General features: G+C 60.4%; 17 protein-coding genes. 7 read left to right on the forward strand and 10 right to left on the reverse strand.

Annotated features, from left to right (window positions below; translation table 11 throughout):
* Positions 1 to 37 precede the first annotated feature (37 nt).
* From ACT3UA_RS12185 to ACT3UA_RS12210, 6 genes are all read right to left on the reverse strand, one after another.
* Positions 38 to 628 carry a dienelactone hydrolase family protein gene (locus tag ACT3UA_RS12185; RefSeq protein WP_444616671.1) on the reverse strand — a complete coding sequence of 197 codons (591 nt, stop codon included), beginning with the start codon at positions 626 to 628 and terminating at the stop codon, positions 38 to 40.
* Positions 629 to 701: 73 nt separating this feature from the next.
* A complete protein-coding gene (locus ACT3UA_RS12190) occupies positions 702 to 953 on the reverse strand; it encodes a hypothetical protein (protein ID WP_105569833.1) in 252 nt (83 codons plus the stop codon).
* Between the two features lie 72 nt (positions 954 to 1,025).
* Positions 1,026 to 2,633, reverse strand: a complete 1,608-nt coding sequence (locus ACT3UA_RS12195; protein ID WP_444616674.1) for an ABC-F family ATP-binding cassette domain-containing protein — start codon at positions 2,631 to 2,633, stop codon at positions 1,026 to 1,028.
* A 274-nt stretch (positions 2,634 to 2,907) separates the two neighbouring features.
* Positions 2,908 to 3,609 carry a demethylmenaquinone methyltransferase gene (locus ACT3UA_RS12200; protein ID WP_444616676.1) on the reverse strand — a complete coding sequence of 234 codons (702 nt, stop codon included), beginning with the start codon at positions 3,607 to 3,609 and terminating at the stop codon, positions 2,908 to 2,910.
* Positions 3,610 to 3,667: 58 nt separating this feature from the next.
* The gene (locus tag ACT3UA_RS12205) at positions 3,668 to 4,639 is read right to left on the reverse strand and encodes an SRPBCC family protein (protein WP_096285935.1); all 972 of its coding nucleotides are present in this window, start codon (positions 4,637 to 4,639) and stop codon (positions 3,668 to 3,670) included.
* 11 nt (positions 4,640 to 4,650) lie between these two features.
* Positions 4,651 to 4,989, reverse strand: a complete 339-nt coding sequence (locus tag ACT3UA_RS12210; RefSeq protein WP_096285933.1) for an ArsR/SmtB family transcription factor — start codon at positions 4,987 to 4,989, stop codon at positions 4,651 to 4,653.
* Between the two features lie 236 nt (positions 4,990 to 5,225).
* Between ACT3UA_RS12210 and ACT3UA_RS12215 the strand changes: the two genes are divergently transcribed.
* Positions 5,226 to 6,446, forward strand: coding sequence for a GAF domain-containing protein (locus ACT3UA_RS12215; RefSeq protein WP_444616679.1), 1,221 nt, complete (start codon positions 5,226 to 5,228; stop codon positions 6,444 to 6,446).
* Positions 6,447 to 6,455: 9 nt separating this feature from the next.
* Here the strand turns inward: ACT3UA_RS12215 and ACT3UA_RS12220 are convergent, their stop codons facing one another.
* A complete protein-coding gene (locus ACT3UA_RS12220) occupies positions 6,456 to 7,367 on the reverse strand; it encodes a LysR family transcriptional regulator (RefSeq protein ID WP_444616681.1) in 912 nt (303 codons plus the stop codon).
* A gap of 84 nt (positions 7,368 to 7,451) precedes the next feature.
* Here ACT3UA_RS12220 and ACT3UA_RS12225 point away from each other — a divergent pair, with 84 nt between their 5' ends.
* From ACT3UA_RS12225 to ACT3UA_RS12245, 5 genes are all read left to right on the forward strand, one after another.
* A complete protein-coding gene (locus ACT3UA_RS12225; protein WP_444616683.1) occupies positions 7,452 to 8,363 on the forward strand; it encodes an EamA family transporter in 912 nt (303 codons plus the stop codon).
* Between the two features lie 126 nt (positions 8,364 to 8,489).
* Positions 8,490 to 10,013 carry an aldehyde dehydrogenase gene (gene adh, locus ACT3UA_RS12230; RefSeq protein ID WP_105553633.1) on the forward strand — a complete coding sequence of 508 codons (1,524 nt, stop codon included), beginning with the start codon at positions 8,490 to 8,492 and terminating at the stop codon, positions 10,011 to 10,013.
* 150 nt (positions 10,014 to 10,163) lie between these two features.
* Entirely contained in the window at positions 10,164 to 11,192 is a 1,029-nt protein-coding gene (adhP, locus tag ACT3UA_RS12235) for an alcohol dehydrogenase AdhP (RefSeq protein WP_444616686.1), read from the forward strand.
* A gap of 108 nt (positions 11,193 to 11,300) precedes the next feature.
* Positions 11,301 to 11,714 carry a DUF779 domain-containing protein gene (locus tag ACT3UA_RS12240; RefSeq protein ID WP_444616688.1) on the forward strand — a complete coding sequence of 138 codons (414 nt, stop codon included), beginning with the start codon at positions 11,301 to 11,303 and terminating at the stop codon, positions 11,712 to 11,714.
* A gap of 9 nt (positions 11,715 to 11,723) precedes the next feature.
* Entirely contained in the window at positions 11,724 to 12,185 is a 462-nt protein-coding gene (locus ACT3UA_RS12245) for a pyrimidine dimer DNA glycosylase/endonuclease V (RefSeq protein WP_444616690.1), read from the forward strand.
* Positions 12,186 to 12,295: 110 nt separating this feature from the next.
* Here ACT3UA_RS12245 and ACT3UA_RS12250 read toward each other — a convergent pair whose 3' ends face one another.
* The 3 genes from ACT3UA_RS12250 to ACT3UA_RS12260 form a co-directional block, all read right to left on the reverse strand.
* Positions 12,296 to 12,748, reverse strand: a complete 453-nt coding sequence (locus tag ACT3UA_RS12250) for a hypothetical protein (RefSeq protein WP_105553630.1) — start codon at positions 12,746 to 12,748, stop codon at positions 12,296 to 12,298.
* A gap of 264 nt (positions 12,749 to 13,012) precedes the next feature.
* Positions 13,013 to 14,590 carry a BCCT family transporter gene (locus ACT3UA_RS12255; protein ID WP_444616692.1) on the reverse strand — a complete coding sequence of 526 codons (1,578 nt, stop codon included), beginning with the start codon at positions 14,588 to 14,590 and terminating at the stop codon, positions 13,013 to 13,015.
* A 69-nt stretch (positions 14,591 to 14,659) separates the two neighbouring features.
* Complete coding sequence (locus ACT3UA_RS12260; RefSeq protein WP_217990367.1) at positions 14,660 to 14,830, reverse strand: hypothetical protein; 171 nt, start codon at positions 14,828 to 14,830, stop codon at positions 14,660 to 14,662.
* Positions 14,831 to 15,254: 424 nt separating this feature from the next.
* Between ACT3UA_RS12260 and ACT3UA_RS12265 the strand changes: the two genes are divergently transcribed.
* The gene (locus ACT3UA_RS12265; RefSeq protein WP_141393527.1) at positions 15,255 to 15,542 is read left to right on the forward strand and encodes an LLM class flavin-dependent oxidoreductase; all 288 of its coding nucleotides are present in this window, start codon (positions 15,255 to 15,257) and stop codon (positions 15,540 to 15,542) included.
* Positions 15,543 to 15,696 lie beyond the last annotated feature (154 nt).

Genomic DNA, 15,696 nt, shown 5'->3' on the forward strand with positions numbered 1-15,696 from the left:
TTCAGAAGATCTGTGGATAACCAGTGCCTAGGTGCCATCATGCCCATGCTGCCAAGAACCCAAGGACGCGTTCCATAACCAGGGCCCGTGCCTTCGGATCGCAGGAACTAAGCGAGCTATCGGTGAAGAGGTGCTGATCTCCCGCGTAGGTGTAGAGTTCAGCGAGGCCGGTTCCGGGCCCCGCAACAAATTTTTGAGCGGCTGCCAGGTCACCTTCCGATGCAAAAAACGGATCGGCGTCCATGCCGTGGATCTGGGCCTTCACAGAGGCTGGCCAAGGTCCGAAACCCCATTCGGCATCCAGATCAACGAATGATTCTAAGAAGACGGCGGCCAAGGCTCCGGGACGTTGCTGGGCGTACCGTTGGGCCAATGCGGCTCCCCACGAGGTGCCGGCAAACACCAAGTTTTGGGGTAGCGAATCGAGCAGGGCAGAGACCTGCTGGTTGATCTCAGCTTCACCAATTGAGTTTGCCAATTGCAGTCCGGCCTCAAGGGATTCCGGCAGCGCGCCGTCATAGAGATCGAGGGTATGTACCTTGTGGCCAGCAGTTTCCAGTTCTTCGGCCATGGCTCGTACACCAGGGGTGAGGCCTTGGACGTGGTGAAATAAGACGATCTCGGCCATCGGGGCTCCCAGCAGAGACGGGTGATTACCCCACCGAGCCTATGACCCTAGATGCTTCGGGTCAATGAGTCACTTAGCGCTCGTCAACCAGATTCTCGATGCGTTGCGGTAGGTGCTCGATAGCCGAATCCCAGCCAGGCATCTGACTGTTGATCTCTACGCTGTAGCCCTCGGTCAGCATGAACTCGGCACAAGTGAGGGTCTCATGGCCGGAGCCGGTTTCGTAAATGAATGCTCGTCGGATGTCGTTCCAGAGCAGAGTTGCAGACTGATCGATGACCAGGCCGGTGGTGACTACTTCGACGGTGCGCTGGGGGTAGGACATTTTCAACTTGCTTTCGGGGTCCTCGGCGGTGTGCTTTGATCAAGTGTAAACCGGCAACACGCCGCAGAGGGGCTACCGAACCGGCGTGGGATAGGACTTAGTCATGGTTCCTTCCGCAGACAGCTCCAACTGGTAGTCCAAATTCAGCTTGTCCAAGAAATGCTGGTCGTGGCTGTCCACCAATAAGGCGCCGCGGTAGAGAGCCAGCGCCTCGCAGAGTTGGCGCACGCTCTCGAGATCCAGATTATTTGTCGGCTCATCGAGAATGAGCAGTTGCACGGGAGGTTCGGACAGCAGCAGCGAGGCCAGATAAACGCGAAAACGTTCTCCGCCGGAAAGCGCGGACAGCGGACGGTCAACGCTCGCTCCGCGGAGCAACAGGCGTGCGAGCATATTCCGCACCTGCCCGGGCGCGGCCGATGGGGCGACCTCGCCTATGTTTTCGATGGCGCTACGATCTTCGTCAAGTCCAACTAGCAATTGCGGGAGATAGCCAACCCGCTCCAGATAGAGCCTTCCAGACGGTCCGGCGCCAGCGTCATCCCCGAAGAGCAGCTGCCGCAACAACGTGGTCTTACCTGACCCGTTGGGGCCGATGAGCGCCACGCGTTCGGGGCCTTGGATAATGTGTTTACCTGCGGCCGAACTCAGCTGGGCAACCTGTTTGCTGGCAGGCAGTTTCGGATCCGGTAATTCCAGATTGATGTGCTCTACCTGTCGGACTCGTTCTTCGGCCCGATCGAGTTTGGTCTGCGCGCTGTCAACTTTGCCGTCGAGGTTTGAACGCATCTTGCCAGCGTTGGCTTCGGACTTCTGGCGTAGATGATTGGCCAGAATCTTGGGGATGCCGCCTCCCAGCTGCTCGGCCCGCCCCTTGCGTTTGGCGCGGGCGAGTTTGGTTTCGGCTTCGACGCGTTGGCGTTTTTCCACCTTTAGGGAAGCACTAGCCGTTTTTGCTGCCTGTTCGGCGGCATGCTGCTCGGTCTCCAACTGCTCGCGGTAGGCGCTGTAGGGTCCGCCGAAAACTCTGAGTTTTCCTGCGTACAGCTCCACTGTATGATCCATGAGCTCAAGCATCTCGATGTCGTGGCTGACCACGATCAACGTACCCTTCCAGGAGCGCACGAGCCCGTACAGCAATTCTCGGGTTGGTGCGTCGAGGTTGTTCGTTGGTTCGTCAAGCAGCGTGATGGGCAATGCGGCTAGCCGCAGGCCGAGCACCGCAAGCAGCATCGCTTCGCCGCCCGATAGGGTGCCGACCTGGCGATCCAGATCCAGTGTTCCGAGTCCCAAGGGGCTCAGTTCAGCCTCCAGCCGGGCCTCCAAGTCCCAATTATCTCCCACCGCATCAAAATCTTCGGGATCTACGCTTCCGGCTTCGATGGCTTTCAGCGCGCGATAGGTTCTATCGATCCCAAGCAGTTCGGTCACGGTGGTGTCCCGATGCAAGGTAAGTGTCTGCGGCAGGTAGGCGAGCTCTTCCGCGGCCTCCACCCTGCCCTCGCTAGGGCTTAGTTGCCCGGCGATGAGCTTCAAAAGAGTTGATTTGCCGCTGCCGTTCGCGCCGGTAAGCCCCGTGCGTCCTGAAGGAAAAGTGCCTTCCAGGTTAGTCAGGGCGCGCTCGCCGGTAGGCCAACTGAAGCTGAGGTTGTGCAGTGTGATCGGCGGAGTCAAAGGCATAAGTGGCTCTCCCACGGATGTGAAGAGGCTGCCGAGCTTAGGGATCTCGAAGCTGGCTCAACTATTTAAAGGAGCCATAAAAAAGGGATACCGAAGCCGGTAGCCAAAATGAACGGATTGCACCGGAAATAGGGTGCTTGGTCATTGGCTGGCTTAGTAGGTATCCATGCAATCGAGTGTAACAGCAGGTGATGGGGCGGGAAAAGGTGTGCTCGAGCACTTTCGGCCCGTATCCATTTGCGGATACGGGCCGAAAGCCGGCTAGTGCGTTGGTCTACTTCCAGGCGCGGTGCACGGCGACCACGCCGCCGGTCAAGTTGCGGAATTCGACGTTCTTCCAGCCAACATTGATGAACTTCTGGCCCAAGTCCTGCTGGTTTGGCCAGGCGGTGATCGACTCGGCCAGGTAGGCATAGGCCGAAGGGTTCGAGGAGACCAGGTAGCCCAGCGCGGGAATTACGCGCGGCAGGAACTGCTGGTAGGCCACCTTGATCGGAGTGACGGTGGGGGTGGAGAACTCGGCCACCACGATGCGCCCGCCGGGCTTGGTTACGCGGTGCATCTCGGACAGGGCCTTCTCGGTGTCCGAGATATTGCGCAGACCGTAGGAGATGGTCACCGCGTCGAAGGAGTTGTCCTCGAACGGCAGGTCGGTTCCGTCACCGTAGACGAACTCAAGCTCCGGGTAGCGCTTGCGCCCCTCGGCCAGCATGCCCTCGGACATGTCGCAGGCGGTCACCGTGGCTCCGGCCTTGGCCAGCGGCATCGACGAAGTGCCGGTGCCGGCGGCCAGGTCCAGGATGCGCTCGCCGGCCTTGGGGGCGATCGCCTCGGTGGTGATCTTGCGCCAGTAATTCACGATGCCGCCGGTCATCAGGGTATTGAGTAGATCGTAGCGGGGAGCTACGTTATCGAACATCTCCTGGACCTGGTTGGCCTGCTTATCCAGGCCTGCGCGCACATTGTGGGAAGTCATGCTTCCAAGTGTTTCATATCTGACGATGCCCGAGCGCCGGATGTGGGGCGAATCGCGTTCAGAGCAGAGATTCCAGCCGCGCGTAGCTCGCCTCCATTCCGTCGGTCATTCCGGTAGCCAGCACCATGTCGCGCGTCTGGGCATCGGGATAGGTGATCACAATCGACAGCAGCGTCCCCGCGCTGCTGTCGGCGAATGTCGACTCGTTGATAGTCGGCGGATAGTCGGTGTCGATCATTTGTTCGGTGGTTCGCTCGTAGGACTTGGGCAGTCGTTCGAGCAGCTCGCCGGTGAAGCCGAAGCCCTGCCCCTCGGTGCCGGTCTCCGGTTCCCACCGGTAGCGGTAGCTTCCACCTACGGACTCGGGCAGAACGCATTCGGTCATCTTCCAACCGTCGGGGCCAAGCAGCCAGCGCTTCATAAGCGCCGCGTCATGGTGTGCCTGCCAAACCTGATCGCGGGTTCCGCGAATGATGCGGCTAACCCGAATTTGGGTATCCGAAAGAATCTGGGCTTCGGTGGCGAACGTTTGGGCATAGTTGCGCAGGTCCACCAGCACCTGTTCGATCTGGCTCATGGCCGAACGCGTCCCGTCGATCATGCCCATGTCGACGACTTGTTCCAGGTCTGCCGCGGAATCGAAATTCGCCGTGATGGTCAGCTTGGTGCCGTTTGGCTGCGGGTCGAAGCTGAAGACGGTGCGGGTGGTCGGCAGCTCGGAGTTGGGCGTGCCGTCTGCATTTGCAAAACCGTCGGTGACTTCGAAGAACTTCTGGTCGACGATTTCGTTCCATTCCCAGTAGCCGTGGAACTCCTCTCCTTCGGGCGAGGTCATGTGGTACTGGGTGCGGCCGCCTGGTGCGGCGTCGTGACGGGTGAATGTAGCCGGATATTCGACCGGTCCCCAGAACTTCTCGATCTGGCGCGGATCGAGGTAGGCATCCCAGAGCCGGGATACCTTGACCGGGAATTCGGCGTGGACCGTGAGGGTGAGGGATTCTGCGTCTTTGACAACTGATGTGACGGGCATGAGATTGCTCCTTAGGGAGTCTCGTCGGCGAGGAAATCATCAAGCCGGCTGATGCGCTGGCGCCAGATGTCCTCGAGGGATGAGAGTAGTTCCTGCGCGTGCCGGATGGTGTCCGGCTGCCCGCGAACTATGCGTTCGCGGCCACGTGCGATCTTGCTGACCAGGCCGGCGGCTTCCAGCGCGGCCACGTGCTTTTGCACTGCTGCAAAAGACATGTCGTAGCTGGCGGCCAGTTCGGAGATGCTGACCTCGGCGTGCAGGGTTCGCCTCACGATGTCTCTTCGTGTGGCATCTGCCAAGGCGCGGAAAACCTTGTTCGTCTGCTCTTCGCTCAACTTATATACAACCATTTGGTTGTACGATACTCCGATGCTTAGGGAAGGTAAAGAGGAATGGGCAGAAAAGTGGAAATTCAACCAGAATTCAGGCTACTTGTCGACTATGGGTAGCGTTATTCTAGATGATTTATCGCCTTGTTTTTGGGCCCCTCCATGCAATGCGAGGCAGGCTCTACTAAAACTTTCGGAGTTCGCCTAAGCTGGGTGGAATTGCAAAAGCGATCCATTCATCCGGGTAGGGGAGGCATATGAGCGGGCCCGCCATAAATTGGACTGACGCGTCGCGCCAGGCCTTGCAAGCCCGCGAACTCCTAGGCGCCCCCGACACTGGCTTGGGTGATCTTCCGTTGCGGCACGATGTGCGCGAATCCTGGAAGAGGTCATTGGCCCACGCCTCGGCCGTCGAACAGCCCGCCGTGCTGAGCAACGAGCGGTTGCGCCTGGAACGCGAGCGGAGCGAACTGCAGCGCATCTGGCCGGTGTTTGAAAAGCTGCTCGTGCCCGCGGCTACGGACGCCAATCTGCTGGTCGCCTTGGCCGATGCTGGTGGGACCTTGCTGTGGGTTGCCGGCAGCAATGGTGCACTGAGCCAGGCCGAAGGGGTCGGTTTCATGGCGGGTGCCGACTGGGCCGAGAGGTCTGTGGGGACTTCCGCCCCCGGAATGGCGCTGGCCACCGGGTCCGGGTCGCAGGTATCGGGCGCTGAGCACCTGTATGAGCGGGCGCAGCAGTACAGCTGCTCGGCGGTCCCGATTCGGAACCCGCGCACCGGACAGGTAATTGGCGCGATCGACCTGACCGGCGGCCCGGATGCGATCGCCACGCATTCGATGCCGTTGCTGCAAGCGGCCGTCATGGCCGCCGAAACCCAGCTGCTCCTGCCGGGAGTCGGGGTCGTGGCGGACCCCGACTATCTGGATCTGGGCCGCTGCGAGGGGGTGTATCTGGGATCGTTGCCCATTTCACTGCGGCATGCCGAAATTCTGACGCTGCTGGCTCAGCACCGTGATGGCATGAATACCGCCCGGCTGGTGGAGGAGCTTTTCGAGCGGCCCGATGCGGCGGCCGAAGGCACGGTGCGCGCCGAAATGGTCAGGTTGCGCAAGGTCCTGGCCGAACTTCCCGGACGGACGCTGACCTCCCGGCCCTACCGGCTGCAGTGGGCTCTGCAAACGACCTTGGGCCGCCTGTGGGATGCGCTGGAGCTAGGGGACCTGGAAGCGGCGTTGCAATTGTATTCGCCCGGACTATTGGTTCGCTCGCAGGCCCCGGGGGTCCTGATGCTGCGTCATCGGACCGAGGCGGCGTTGCGGGAAATGGCGCTGGACCGGGGTCGGCCGCAGCAGCTGTTGAATCTTGGCCGGCAATTGGCCGATGCCGACCTTTTGCGTGCGGCCTTGCGCGAATTGCCAGCCGATTCGCCGGCGCGTTCGCTGATTGTTGCAGAGGTCCAAGAGCTGGAGGCGTAGGCGCTTCCATTATCCGTGCTGCCGTCCCTGGCGAATCTTCTCCAGCACCAGCGCGAGGGCCGGCCAGGCGCCACGCCCTTTGCGGGTCCGGGCGAAGGCGCGCAGTCGCAGGTCGGGGTTCTGCAGCGGCAGAATCGTGATCCCATCCCGCCCTGGCCGGTTTTCCGGTAGCAGTCCCACGCCTAGCCCGGCCAGGATCAGGTCTTCGACCAGATCCAGGCTGTCGGCCTGGTGGCGCATGGCCGGGGTGAATCCGGCCATCGAGGACAGTAGCCGCAGGACCGACTCGTCGGCGACGTTGCGCGAATTCCCGATCCAGTCGCGGTCGCGGAAAGCTGCCAGCACCGCGGGGGCATCAGGGGCCCCGCCGCCGGTGGCCAGCTGCGCGGCGTCGGTGGTGGGCACCCCTAGTCCCCATGGGGTGCTCCACAGCTGAAGTGTTTCCACCCCGGGTCCGGCATCGTCCGGGGCCAGATTGTAGTCGTAGGTCAGGGCCAGATCGATCTCGTCCACCGCCAGCCGGGCCAGGGCCTCGGCGGGCTCGTGCTCCAGCACCACGATCCTCACTGCGGGGTGCGCTAGCGCCAGCTCCTCGAAAATGGGCATCAGCGTGGTGCGGATCGCGGTGGCGAATCCCGCGACCCGCAGGGTGCCCGAGGGAGCGGCTTCCGGGTCCAGATCCAGTTTCGCTGCGTCGACTGCGCCAAGAATGCTCTGCGCGTGCTCCGCCAGCCGGCGGCCGGCGGGGGTGAGCCGGACGCCGCGCCCGTCGGGTTCCAGCAACCTGGCGCCGGTCTCCTTGGACAGCTGCGCGATCTGCTGGGAGACGGTCGAGGTGGTGGTTCCGAGCACATCGGCGACGGCCCGCATCGAGCCCATGCGGGCCAGCTCGTACAGGTATTGCAGGCGGCGGGTATCCATAGGTTCCATTGTGCAGGATTCATTGACAATATGTTGATGATTCTCGCGTGGACATGGATGACTTTTCTCGGCTCTACTGGAGCCATGAACTCAACTGCCGCGAACACTTCCAACTCCGCCGGGGCCGGCTCGCTGATGGCCTTTGCCGCGATGGGCTGCGTGCAGCTAGGCCTTGCCGCATCGATTGGACTTGCTGGAACTCTGGGCTCCGAGGGCGTCGCCTGGCTGCGCCTAGCCTGGGCCGCCGTCATCCTGGTGGCCATTGCCCGTCCCTGGCGCCTGCGCTACTCCCGAGCAACACTGGGGATTTGCGCCCTGCTGGGGTTGGCCACCGCGGGTATGACGCTGGCGTTCATGAAGGCGGTGGAGACGATCCCGCTGGGTACCGCTAGCGCGCTGGAGTTCATGGGTCCGCTGTCTGTCGCCATCATCCAGGGCCGGGGCCGCGGACGCTGGTGGGCGCTAGTCGCGGCCGCCGGAGTGCTCGGGCTGACCGAACCGTGGCAGGGGTCCGCGGATCTGACGGGCGTGCTTTTCGCGCTGGTCGGCGCAGCTTGCTGGGCCCTCTACGTCCTGCTCACGCAGCGCGCCGGGGATGCGGTGGACGGCATTGGCGCCCTGGCCATCTCGATGCCCATCGCGGCCATTGCCGCCACGGTGGTGGTGGGCCCGGAGGTGATCGGCCGGATGGACCTGCCGGTGCTGGCCATCGGGCTTGGGCTCGGGCTGCTGCTGCCGGTCATCCCTTTCAGCCTCGAGCTGCTGGCACTGCGCCGACTGACTGCCTCGGCGTTCGGGACCCTGATGTGCCTTGAACCTGCCATCGCCATGGTCGTCGGGTTGCTCTTCTTGCAGCAGATCCCGAGCCCGGCGGCCATTGCGGGCATCGTGCTGGTCATCTTGGCCGGCGTCGGCGCCACGCGCACCGGGCGGCGCGATCCGACTGCAGGCCCGCCAGCGGTGGTGGACTCCCCGTCTCCGGTCATGCCGCACTGAACTTCCTCAGCGGCGGCGCGGGCATGCAACCTAACCGCAACCTTTGAGTGACTAGAGTCACATTCATGGCCGGGTGGCGGAAACATTCCGCCACCGCACGGATGATGACGAAGGAGTCGTGAAGCAATGAGCGTCTACGCAAACCCGAACACCGATGGGGCACTAGTCAATTTCAAATCGCGCTACGAGAACTATATTGGTGGTGAGTGGGTTGCCCCGGTCAAGGGCATGTATTTCGAAAACGTCACCCCCATTACCGGAAAGTCCTTCTGCGAAGTGGCCCGTTCAACCGCCGAGGACATCGAACTAGCACTGGACGCCGCCCATGCGGCCGCACCAGCCTGGGGAAAGAGCAGCCCGGCGGCCCGCGCGGTCATTCTGAATAAGATTGCGGATCGCATCGAGGACAACCTCGAGATGCTTGCCGTCGCCGAGACCTGGGATAACGGCAAGGCGGTGCGTGAAACCCTGAATGCAGACCTCCCGCTGGCGGTAGACCACTTCCGCTACTTCGCCGGTGCGATCCGCGCCCAAGAGGGTTCGCTGTCGCAGCTGGATGAGGACACCACCGCCTATCACTTCCATGAACCGCTGGGTGTGGTCGGTCAGATCATCCCGTGGAACTTCCCAATTCTGATGGCGGTCTGGAAGCTGGCTCCAGCGCTAGCCGCCGGCAACGCGGTAGTCCTCAAGCCCGCCGAACAAACCCCCGCCTCGATTCTGGTGCTCGCCGAACTCATCGGTGACCTGCTGCCTGCCGGTGTGCTGAACATCGTCAACGGTTTCGGCGTAGAGTGCGGCAAGCCGTTGGCGAGCAACAAGCGCATTCGCAAGATCGCGTTCACCGGCGAAACCACCACCGGCCGACTGATCATGCAGTATGCCTCCGAGAACCTGATCCCGGTCACTTTGGAGCTCGGCGGAAAGTCCCCGAACATCTTCTTCGAGGACGTCGCGGCCAAGGATGATGCGTTCTACGACAAGGCGCAAGAAGGGTTCACGCTTTTCGCGTTGAACCAGGGCGAGGTCTGCACCTCCCCATCGCGAGCACTCGTCCAGGAAAGCATCTACGGCGAGTTCATGGAAAAGGTCATCGCCCGCACCGAAGCCATCAAGCAGGGCAACCCGCTGGACACCGAGGTCATGATGGGGGCGCAGGCCTCCAACGACCAGCTGGAGAAGATCCTCTCCTACCTGGATATTGGCAAGGCCGAAGGCGCGAAGCTGCTGACCGGTGGTGCCCGGGCGGAACTCGGCGGTGACCTGGAAGGCGGCTACTACGTGCAGCCGACCATCTTCGAGGGCCAGAACAAGATGCGCATCTTCCAGGAAGAGATCTTCGGGCCGGTCGTAGCGGTGACGAAATTCAGCGACTACGACGACGCGCTGAGCATCGCCAACGACACCCTCTACGGTCTGGGCTCCGGCGTCTGGAGCCGCAACGGCAACACCGCCTACCGTGCAGGCCGCGATATCCAAGCGGGACGTGTCTGGGTAAACCAGTACCACGCCTACCCGGCGCACTCGGCCTTCGGTGGCTACAAATCCTCCGGTATCGGTCGAGAGAACCACCTGATGATGCTGGATCACTACCAGCAGACCAAGAACCTGCTCGTCTCCTACTCGGAGAACAAGCTCGGCTTCTTCTAAGCCGGCAAACCGCCGCCGGCTACGCTAGAAAATTCAAGAGACCCCGAAGGCGTGGGGTCACCTAGGTGCTCGCCCGGGGCACGATTGGACTCATTCCCGGACATGCACGTGTGCTCCCACGCCTCCAAAGCAATGCAAAGGAAAAATTACATGACTACGATGAAAGCCGCAACCGTTGAAGGCTTCGGAGAAGAGCTCCTGATCAAGGACGCGCCGATTCCCGAGCCCGGCCCAGGGCAGGCCCTGGTGAAGCTGATTGCCTCCGGTGTTTGCCACACTGACCTGCACGCGGCGGAAGGCGATTGGCCGGTCAAGCCGAAGCTTCCGCTGATCCCCGGCCACGAAGGTGTGGGAACAGTTGAAAAGATCGGCGAAGGCGTCATCGAGGTAGCGGTTGGAGACCTGGTTGGAAATGCCTGGCTGGCCAGCGCTTGCGGTAGCTGCGAGTTCTGCCGTACCGGCTGGGAGACCCTGTGCGAGTCCCAAGCCAACGGAGGCTACTCGCTGGACGGTTCCTTTGGCCAGTACATGCTAGTCGACGCTAAATTCGCCGCGCAGATTCCGGAAGGATCCGACCCGCATGAGATCGCTCCGGTGCTATGCGCTGGAGTGACCGTGTACAAAGGGCTGAAGATGACCGGGGTGCGCCCGGGCCAATGGGTCGCAATTTCCGGCATCGGAGGCTTGGGCCACATCGCCGTGCAGTACGCGGTTGCCATGGGAATGCGTGTGGTTGCCATTGATGTGGCAGACGAGAAACTCGCGCTGGCGACCAAGCATGGCGCGGAAATCACGGTCAACGCGTTCGCGCAGGAACCTGCCGACGTCATCCAGGAAAAGATCGGTGGAACTCACGGTGTGCTGGTTACCGCAGTGCACCCGGCAGCCTTTGGGCAGGCTATCGGCATGACCAGGCGCGGTGGAACGATCGTATTCAACGGTTTGCCTGCCGGTGATTTCCCCGCACCAATCTTCGACATTGTGCTCAAAGGCTTGACCATCCGTGGATCAATTGTTGGCACCCGCCAGGACATGATCGAGGCTCTGGAATTCTATGCGGATGGCAAAATCAAACCGACATTCCACACCCGGAAACTCGATGAAATCAATGCGGTCTTTGACGAGATGCGTCACGCCAAAATCGATGGACGAGTGGTCATAGACTACCTGGAGAAATAGTAGGACACTGGCCCTAACGGGTTTGCCGCAAGGACCGTTGCCCGGGTTCAACGAACCATCGTTGCATCCGGGCAGCGGTAATTAACCGCTATCGCAAAGGAGTACTCCATGAGCACCGTCACCGAATCCCGGGCTGCGATCGTTGGGGAAGAATTTTCCCGCGTCGCCTTTACGGACGAGACCCTGGAATTGCTGCGCAAACTCTGGAATATCCATGGACCATTGATGTTCCACCAATCTGGTGGTTGCTGCGACGGTTCATCGCCTATGTGCTATCCGGCAGGCGATTTCAAAACCGGCAATGCGGACATCCTGCTCGGGGTGCTGGAGCTAAAGGACGCGACGGGAGAAGAATTGGGGCAGATCGACTTTTGGATGTCCAAGGAACAATTCGAATACTGGAAGCACACCAAGCTCACCGTGGATGTGGTCGACGGGCGGGGATCGGGCTTTTCCGTGGAGGCTCCGGAAGGCAAACGTTTCCTCATCCGCAGCGAAATCATCGAGTTCCCCACGGCGTAGGATCATTGAATGCGCCTCTGGTCCCTACATCCCGAACTGCTCGATGCCAAGGGTCTTGTCGCATGCTGGCGTGAAACACTGCTGGCCCAGAAAACTCTCGCCGGGCAGACCGCCGGCTATGTAAATCACCCGCAATTGGTCCGCTTCCGGGCGTCGGGCGCCCCGTTGCGGATGGTGGGGGCATACCTGCAGGGGCTTCACGATGAATCGTTGAAGCGCGGGTACCGGTTTGACCAGACGAAAATTCTGCACTCCGTGCCAGCAGGGAGCCGAGGTCAACTGGCTGTCACCAGCGGCCAATTGAATTTCGAGTACTGCCACCTGCTGCGCAAGCTGGAGATTCGTGCCCCAGAAAGCGCCAGCGCACTGATGGCGCGGGAGGTCGGCGGGCTGCCGCCTCATCCGCTATTTCGTGTGGTGCCCGGTCCGGTCGAAGCGTGGGAAAAAGACGTTCACGCCGCAGACGAGTAGACCGTTCAAGATTCGGTGCCCGGCCTCGATAGGCAATTGCGTGAATACTGAATCTTCAGGGCCTGCTTGGTGCAGGGCACGATCCAACGGACCGTTACTGTGCGGTACCGCTAGATCTTGGGCAAGGCTTGCAGCCAAACCGAGATGCGCTCCAACTGCGCTGAGTCAAGCAGTAGCACGATCTCTAACCCGTCGTTTGCCGGCCGAAGCAGGACTGCGGAACCGGCGGGGAGCCCGGCTTGGGCCGATAGCGCTTTATCGGCTATGGAGCCTTTGGCGACGCCTGAGACCATGCAGAGGAAAAGTTCGGTATCGCTGCCATTCCAGGATTCAGCAATTGAATTTTTCCTATCGAAAAACCGTTGCAGATCATCTCGGTGGAACCACCCGGCGCCCAATTCGAATCTAATTTCCGCAACAGTAGCCAAGGAGCGGGACTTGAATCCTGCAGGCGCACTCGTAGCGCGCAGGACGAATCCCGGCCCTTCCAGCTGCGGGACTAGGGCTAAGCCAGGCTGAATTTTCTCCGGATCAACGGATTTCTTACGTCCAAACCAAGCCAAGCGGAATTCCTTTACCTCAGGTGCCGGGCCAGGTAGCCGACCTTTGAACCCAACCTTTGAACCCAACCTTTGAACCCAACCTTAGTTCAGTCCTTCGGCAGGTCCGCAAAAACACTTGAATCTGATTAGTGGCAGCATAAAGCAAGGCCGCCACAGCAGCGTCGCGCATTTCTGCGTGAGCCACTGTGGCGTAGATGCCTAAGGATTGGGCCGTTGGGCTGCGGCGCGAGTATTAGTTCGTGCGCAACTCGGCGACTATCGATCCTATGATTTAACCAAAACCGGGAGACCTGAATCTCTGCGCAGTTCCATCGTGAGCGATATTCCCAGTAGCGCCACGATGATCGTAAATGGCAGCGCCGAAAGCATTGCTGCCTGTTGGAGGGCGGAGAGCCCGCCAACTAGCAACAGCAGCACTGCGCTCAGGCCGGTGAGGATGCCCCAGATGCCCAGAACCGGACGCGTTGGGTTCAAATGCCCATTGCTGGACATCATGCTCAAAACAAATGTGTTTGCGTCTGCGCCGGAGACGAAGAACAGCACGACCAAGATCATGGTCACCACGGAGGTGAGCTCTACCAGTGGAAGCTCGGCGAGCATCGCGAAGAACGCGGAGTTGAGATTCTCCGAGGTTTGCGCCGCGATCGGAGCACCATCCATCTCGAACTTGATTGCGCTTGCGCCGAAGATGGTGAACCATGCAAAGAACACCAAACTTGGAATGCCCAGAACGCCTGCGACGAACTGACGAATGGTGCGGCCCTTGGATATCTTGGCAAGGAATACTCCGACAAATGCGCCCCAGCTAAGCCACCAGGCCATCATGAAGTACGTCCACCACTGCATCCACTGAAGGTCATCAGGCGTAGTCGGAGTGATTAGTGAAACCTGGAAGAAATCATTGAAGTACTGGCCTACGGAGCGGAAGAAAATATTTCCGATAAAGCTGGTGGGGCCGAAGATCAAGACGAACAGTGCCAGCAGCACCGACAATGACATCGTGATCTGGCTGATGTACTTGATGCCGCGATTGACCCCGGAAAGTGCAGACAAGGTGAACAGGACGGTGATGACCGCGATAATGACAATTTGCACGCCGACACCTGTGGCAAGACCGAATACTCGGTTCAGGCCCTCTTCGATTTGCGCAGCGCCCAGACCCAATGAAGTCGTGGTGCCGAACAGCGTCGCCAGAATGGCAAACACGTCAATCAGCTTGCCGAACCAGCCGTCCACGAGGCGTCCGAGAACCGGTCGCAACATCGGTGAGACGAGCCCCGGGCGGCCCTTCCGGTGCGTGGAGTAGCCGATTGCCAGGCCGAAGACGCCGAAGACCGCCCAAGCATGCGGGCCCCAGTCAAAGAAGCTGAACTGCAGTGCGCGAACTGCCGCGTTCAGGGTGCCGGGGTCTTCCAGTCCGTGTGGCGGGGCCATGAAGTGCGAGATCGGTTCTGCTACGCCGTAGCTGATCAGACCGATGCCCATTACGGCGGACAAGATCATTGCCAGCCAAGCCCAGGTGGAGTATTCGGGGCGTGAATCCTCGCTGCCCAGCCGGATGCCGCCGTAGCGGCTCGTTCCTAGGAAGATCATGAGTCCGATGCATCCTAGGGTCACCACCAGGTAGCTCCAACCGATGGTGCGCGTGACCCAGTCCATGCTGGAGGCCATCAGCTGGCCAAGGCTTTCCGGTGAAAGGCTAGCCCAAAGCAGGATCCCCGCCAGCAGAATCATGGCGGTATAGAATACGCTGCCCACGTGCGCTTTCTTGCCGAGAGGGATGTCTAGTTTCTTGGCCGAGGAGGCATTGCTGGACTCCTCGGCCAGGGTTTTTTCGACCATGATTTTCTCCGCTTCGATGTTCTGACATCGTTTGACACGGTGCCTAGGAGGTCGGCTGATTGACGGGTGCTAGAGCGTCTCTAGATTTGCGCCGTCGTAGAATCGACCGGCCTTGTAGACCATCGGTTCGATGTTGGAAACTTCTGCGTGACGAACGCGGCGCACGAAAATGGTGAGAGTTCTGACCTGGAAGCGTTCGCGAATTTCCGCCACAATCATTGCGATTGAAGAGTTGTTCAACGGGCTTCAGCCAGAATCTTCTTGCCAAACGATATCAGCGAACTTGTCAGCCGAATTGGAAAAGAAGGATGAAACAGGTGTCTATCTGCTCACGTGAAGGGGCACAGTTGGCTAAGTGAGCGGTCGCGAACAACGCAGAGCAGGTAGAAGGAATCTGATGTACGCACACCATAGCCAGCGAGGCTCAAAGGGATTGAAGAGTATACAGAGATGGCCAAATCCTTAGGTTTTCCGCTTTCAGGCGTAGTTCCCAGGAATAATCTGGTGCAGCGCGACCTGCCGGTCTGGGTTGCCGTGCGCAGCCCGGAATCCCATGACTGTGCCGTGGCCAACGGCTGCAACGTGATGGTCGCGCTGAAGAAGAGCCGGAGGGCTGGCGTGCGGCCGCCGAGGGCGTGCAGAAGTTCTACCGCACCTTCTAAGCGTGGTTTGGAAACAAGCAGGATCCGGTAGATGGGTTCATGGAGCCGAGCCCCATCGAAAATTCGCCGGACGAGAAGAATTCTCTCCCGAATCCCTGCACAAGTCCGCGATGATCGGCACCCCTGCCGAAGTTGTCGAGCGCTTGCGCCGTTATGAGGAGCTGGGAGTCACCGAGTTCAGCTTCTGGAACGACAACACGCTCAGCCATGCCGAAAAGAAGCGCTCGATCGAGTTGTTCATCGAGCAGGTAATGCCGCACTTTGCACAGGTTGAGGCGTTGCAAAAGTAGCAAGTGATCCGCGCCCGAGCCGGGAATCGACATCAATAATCGGATCCCGGCTTTTGGCGCGCCGCGGGCATTTGCATTCATCCAAAAGAATGCGGCACAACCCCGCGCCTCGGTTGCTCAGACCACCAGCAAATCGGGACTGCAGCTAAATAAC

It is taken from the genome of Glutamicibacter sp. 363 (assembly GCF_052379505.1).
GTDB lineage: Bacteria > Actinomycetota > Actinomycetes > Actinomycetales > Micrococcaceae > Glutamicibacter.

What these genes read in the sequence shown, in the direction of transcription:
- ACT3UA_RS12185 (WP_444616671.1), bottom strand. Translation starts at nt 628, where the DNA reads ATGGCCGAGATCGTCTTATTTCACCACGTCCAAGGCCTCACCCCTGGT.
- ACT3UA_RS12190 (WP_105569833.1), bottom strand. Translation starts at nt 953, where the DNA reads ATGTCCTACCCCCAGCGCACCGTCGAAGTAGTCACCACCGGCCTGGTC.
- ACT3UA_RS12195 (WP_444616674.1), bottom strand. Translation starts at nt 2,633, where the DNA reads ATGCCTTTGACTCCGCCGATCACACTGCACAACCTCAGCTTCAGTTGG.
- ACT3UA_RS12200 (WP_444616676.1), bottom strand. Translation starts at nt 3,609, where the DNA reads ATGACTTCCCACAATGTGCGCGCAGGCCTGGATAAGCAGGCCAACCAG.
- ACT3UA_RS12205 (WP_096285935.1), bottom strand. Translation starts at nt 4,639, where the DNA reads ATGCCCGTCACATCAGTTGTCAAAGACGCAGAATCCCTCACCCTCACG.
- ACT3UA_RS12210 (WP_096285933.1), bottom strand. Translation starts at nt 4,989, where the DNA reads ATGGTTGTATATAAGTTGAGCGAAGAGCAGACGAACAAGGTTTTCCGC.
- ACT3UA_RS12215 (WP_444616679.1), top strand. Translation starts at nt 5,226, where the DNA reads ATGAGCGGGCCCGCCATAAATTGGACTGACGCGTCGCGCCAGGCCTTG.
- ACT3UA_RS12220 (WP_444616681.1), bottom strand. Translation starts at nt 7,367, where the DNA reads ATGGATACCCGCCGCCTGCAATACCTGTACGAGCTGGCCCGCATGGGC.
- ACT3UA_RS12225 (WP_444616683.1), top strand. Translation starts at nt 7,452, where the DNA reads ATGAACTCAACTGCCGCGAACACTTCCAACTCCGCCGGGGCCGGCTCG.
- adh (WP_105553633.1), top strand. Translation starts at nt 8,490, where the DNA reads ATGAGCGTCTACGCAAACCCGAACACCGATGGGGCACTAGTCAATTTC.
- adhP (WP_444616686.1), top strand. Translation starts at nt 10,164, where the DNA reads ATGACTACGATGAAAGCCGCAACCGTTGAAGGCTTCGGAGAAGAGCTC.
- ACT3UA_RS12240 (WP_444616688.1), top strand. Translation starts at nt 11,301, where the DNA reads ATGAGCACCGTCACCGAATCCCGGGCTGCGATCGTTGGGGAAGAATTT.
- ACT3UA_RS12245 (WP_444616690.1), top strand. Translation starts at nt 11,724, where the DNA reads ATGCGCCTCTGGTCCCTACATCCCGAACTGCTCGATGCCAAGGGTCTT.
- ACT3UA_RS12255 (WP_444616692.1), bottom strand. Translation starts at nt 14,590, where the DNA reads ATGGTCGAAAAAACCCTGGCCGAGGAGTCCAGCAATGCCTCCTCGGCC.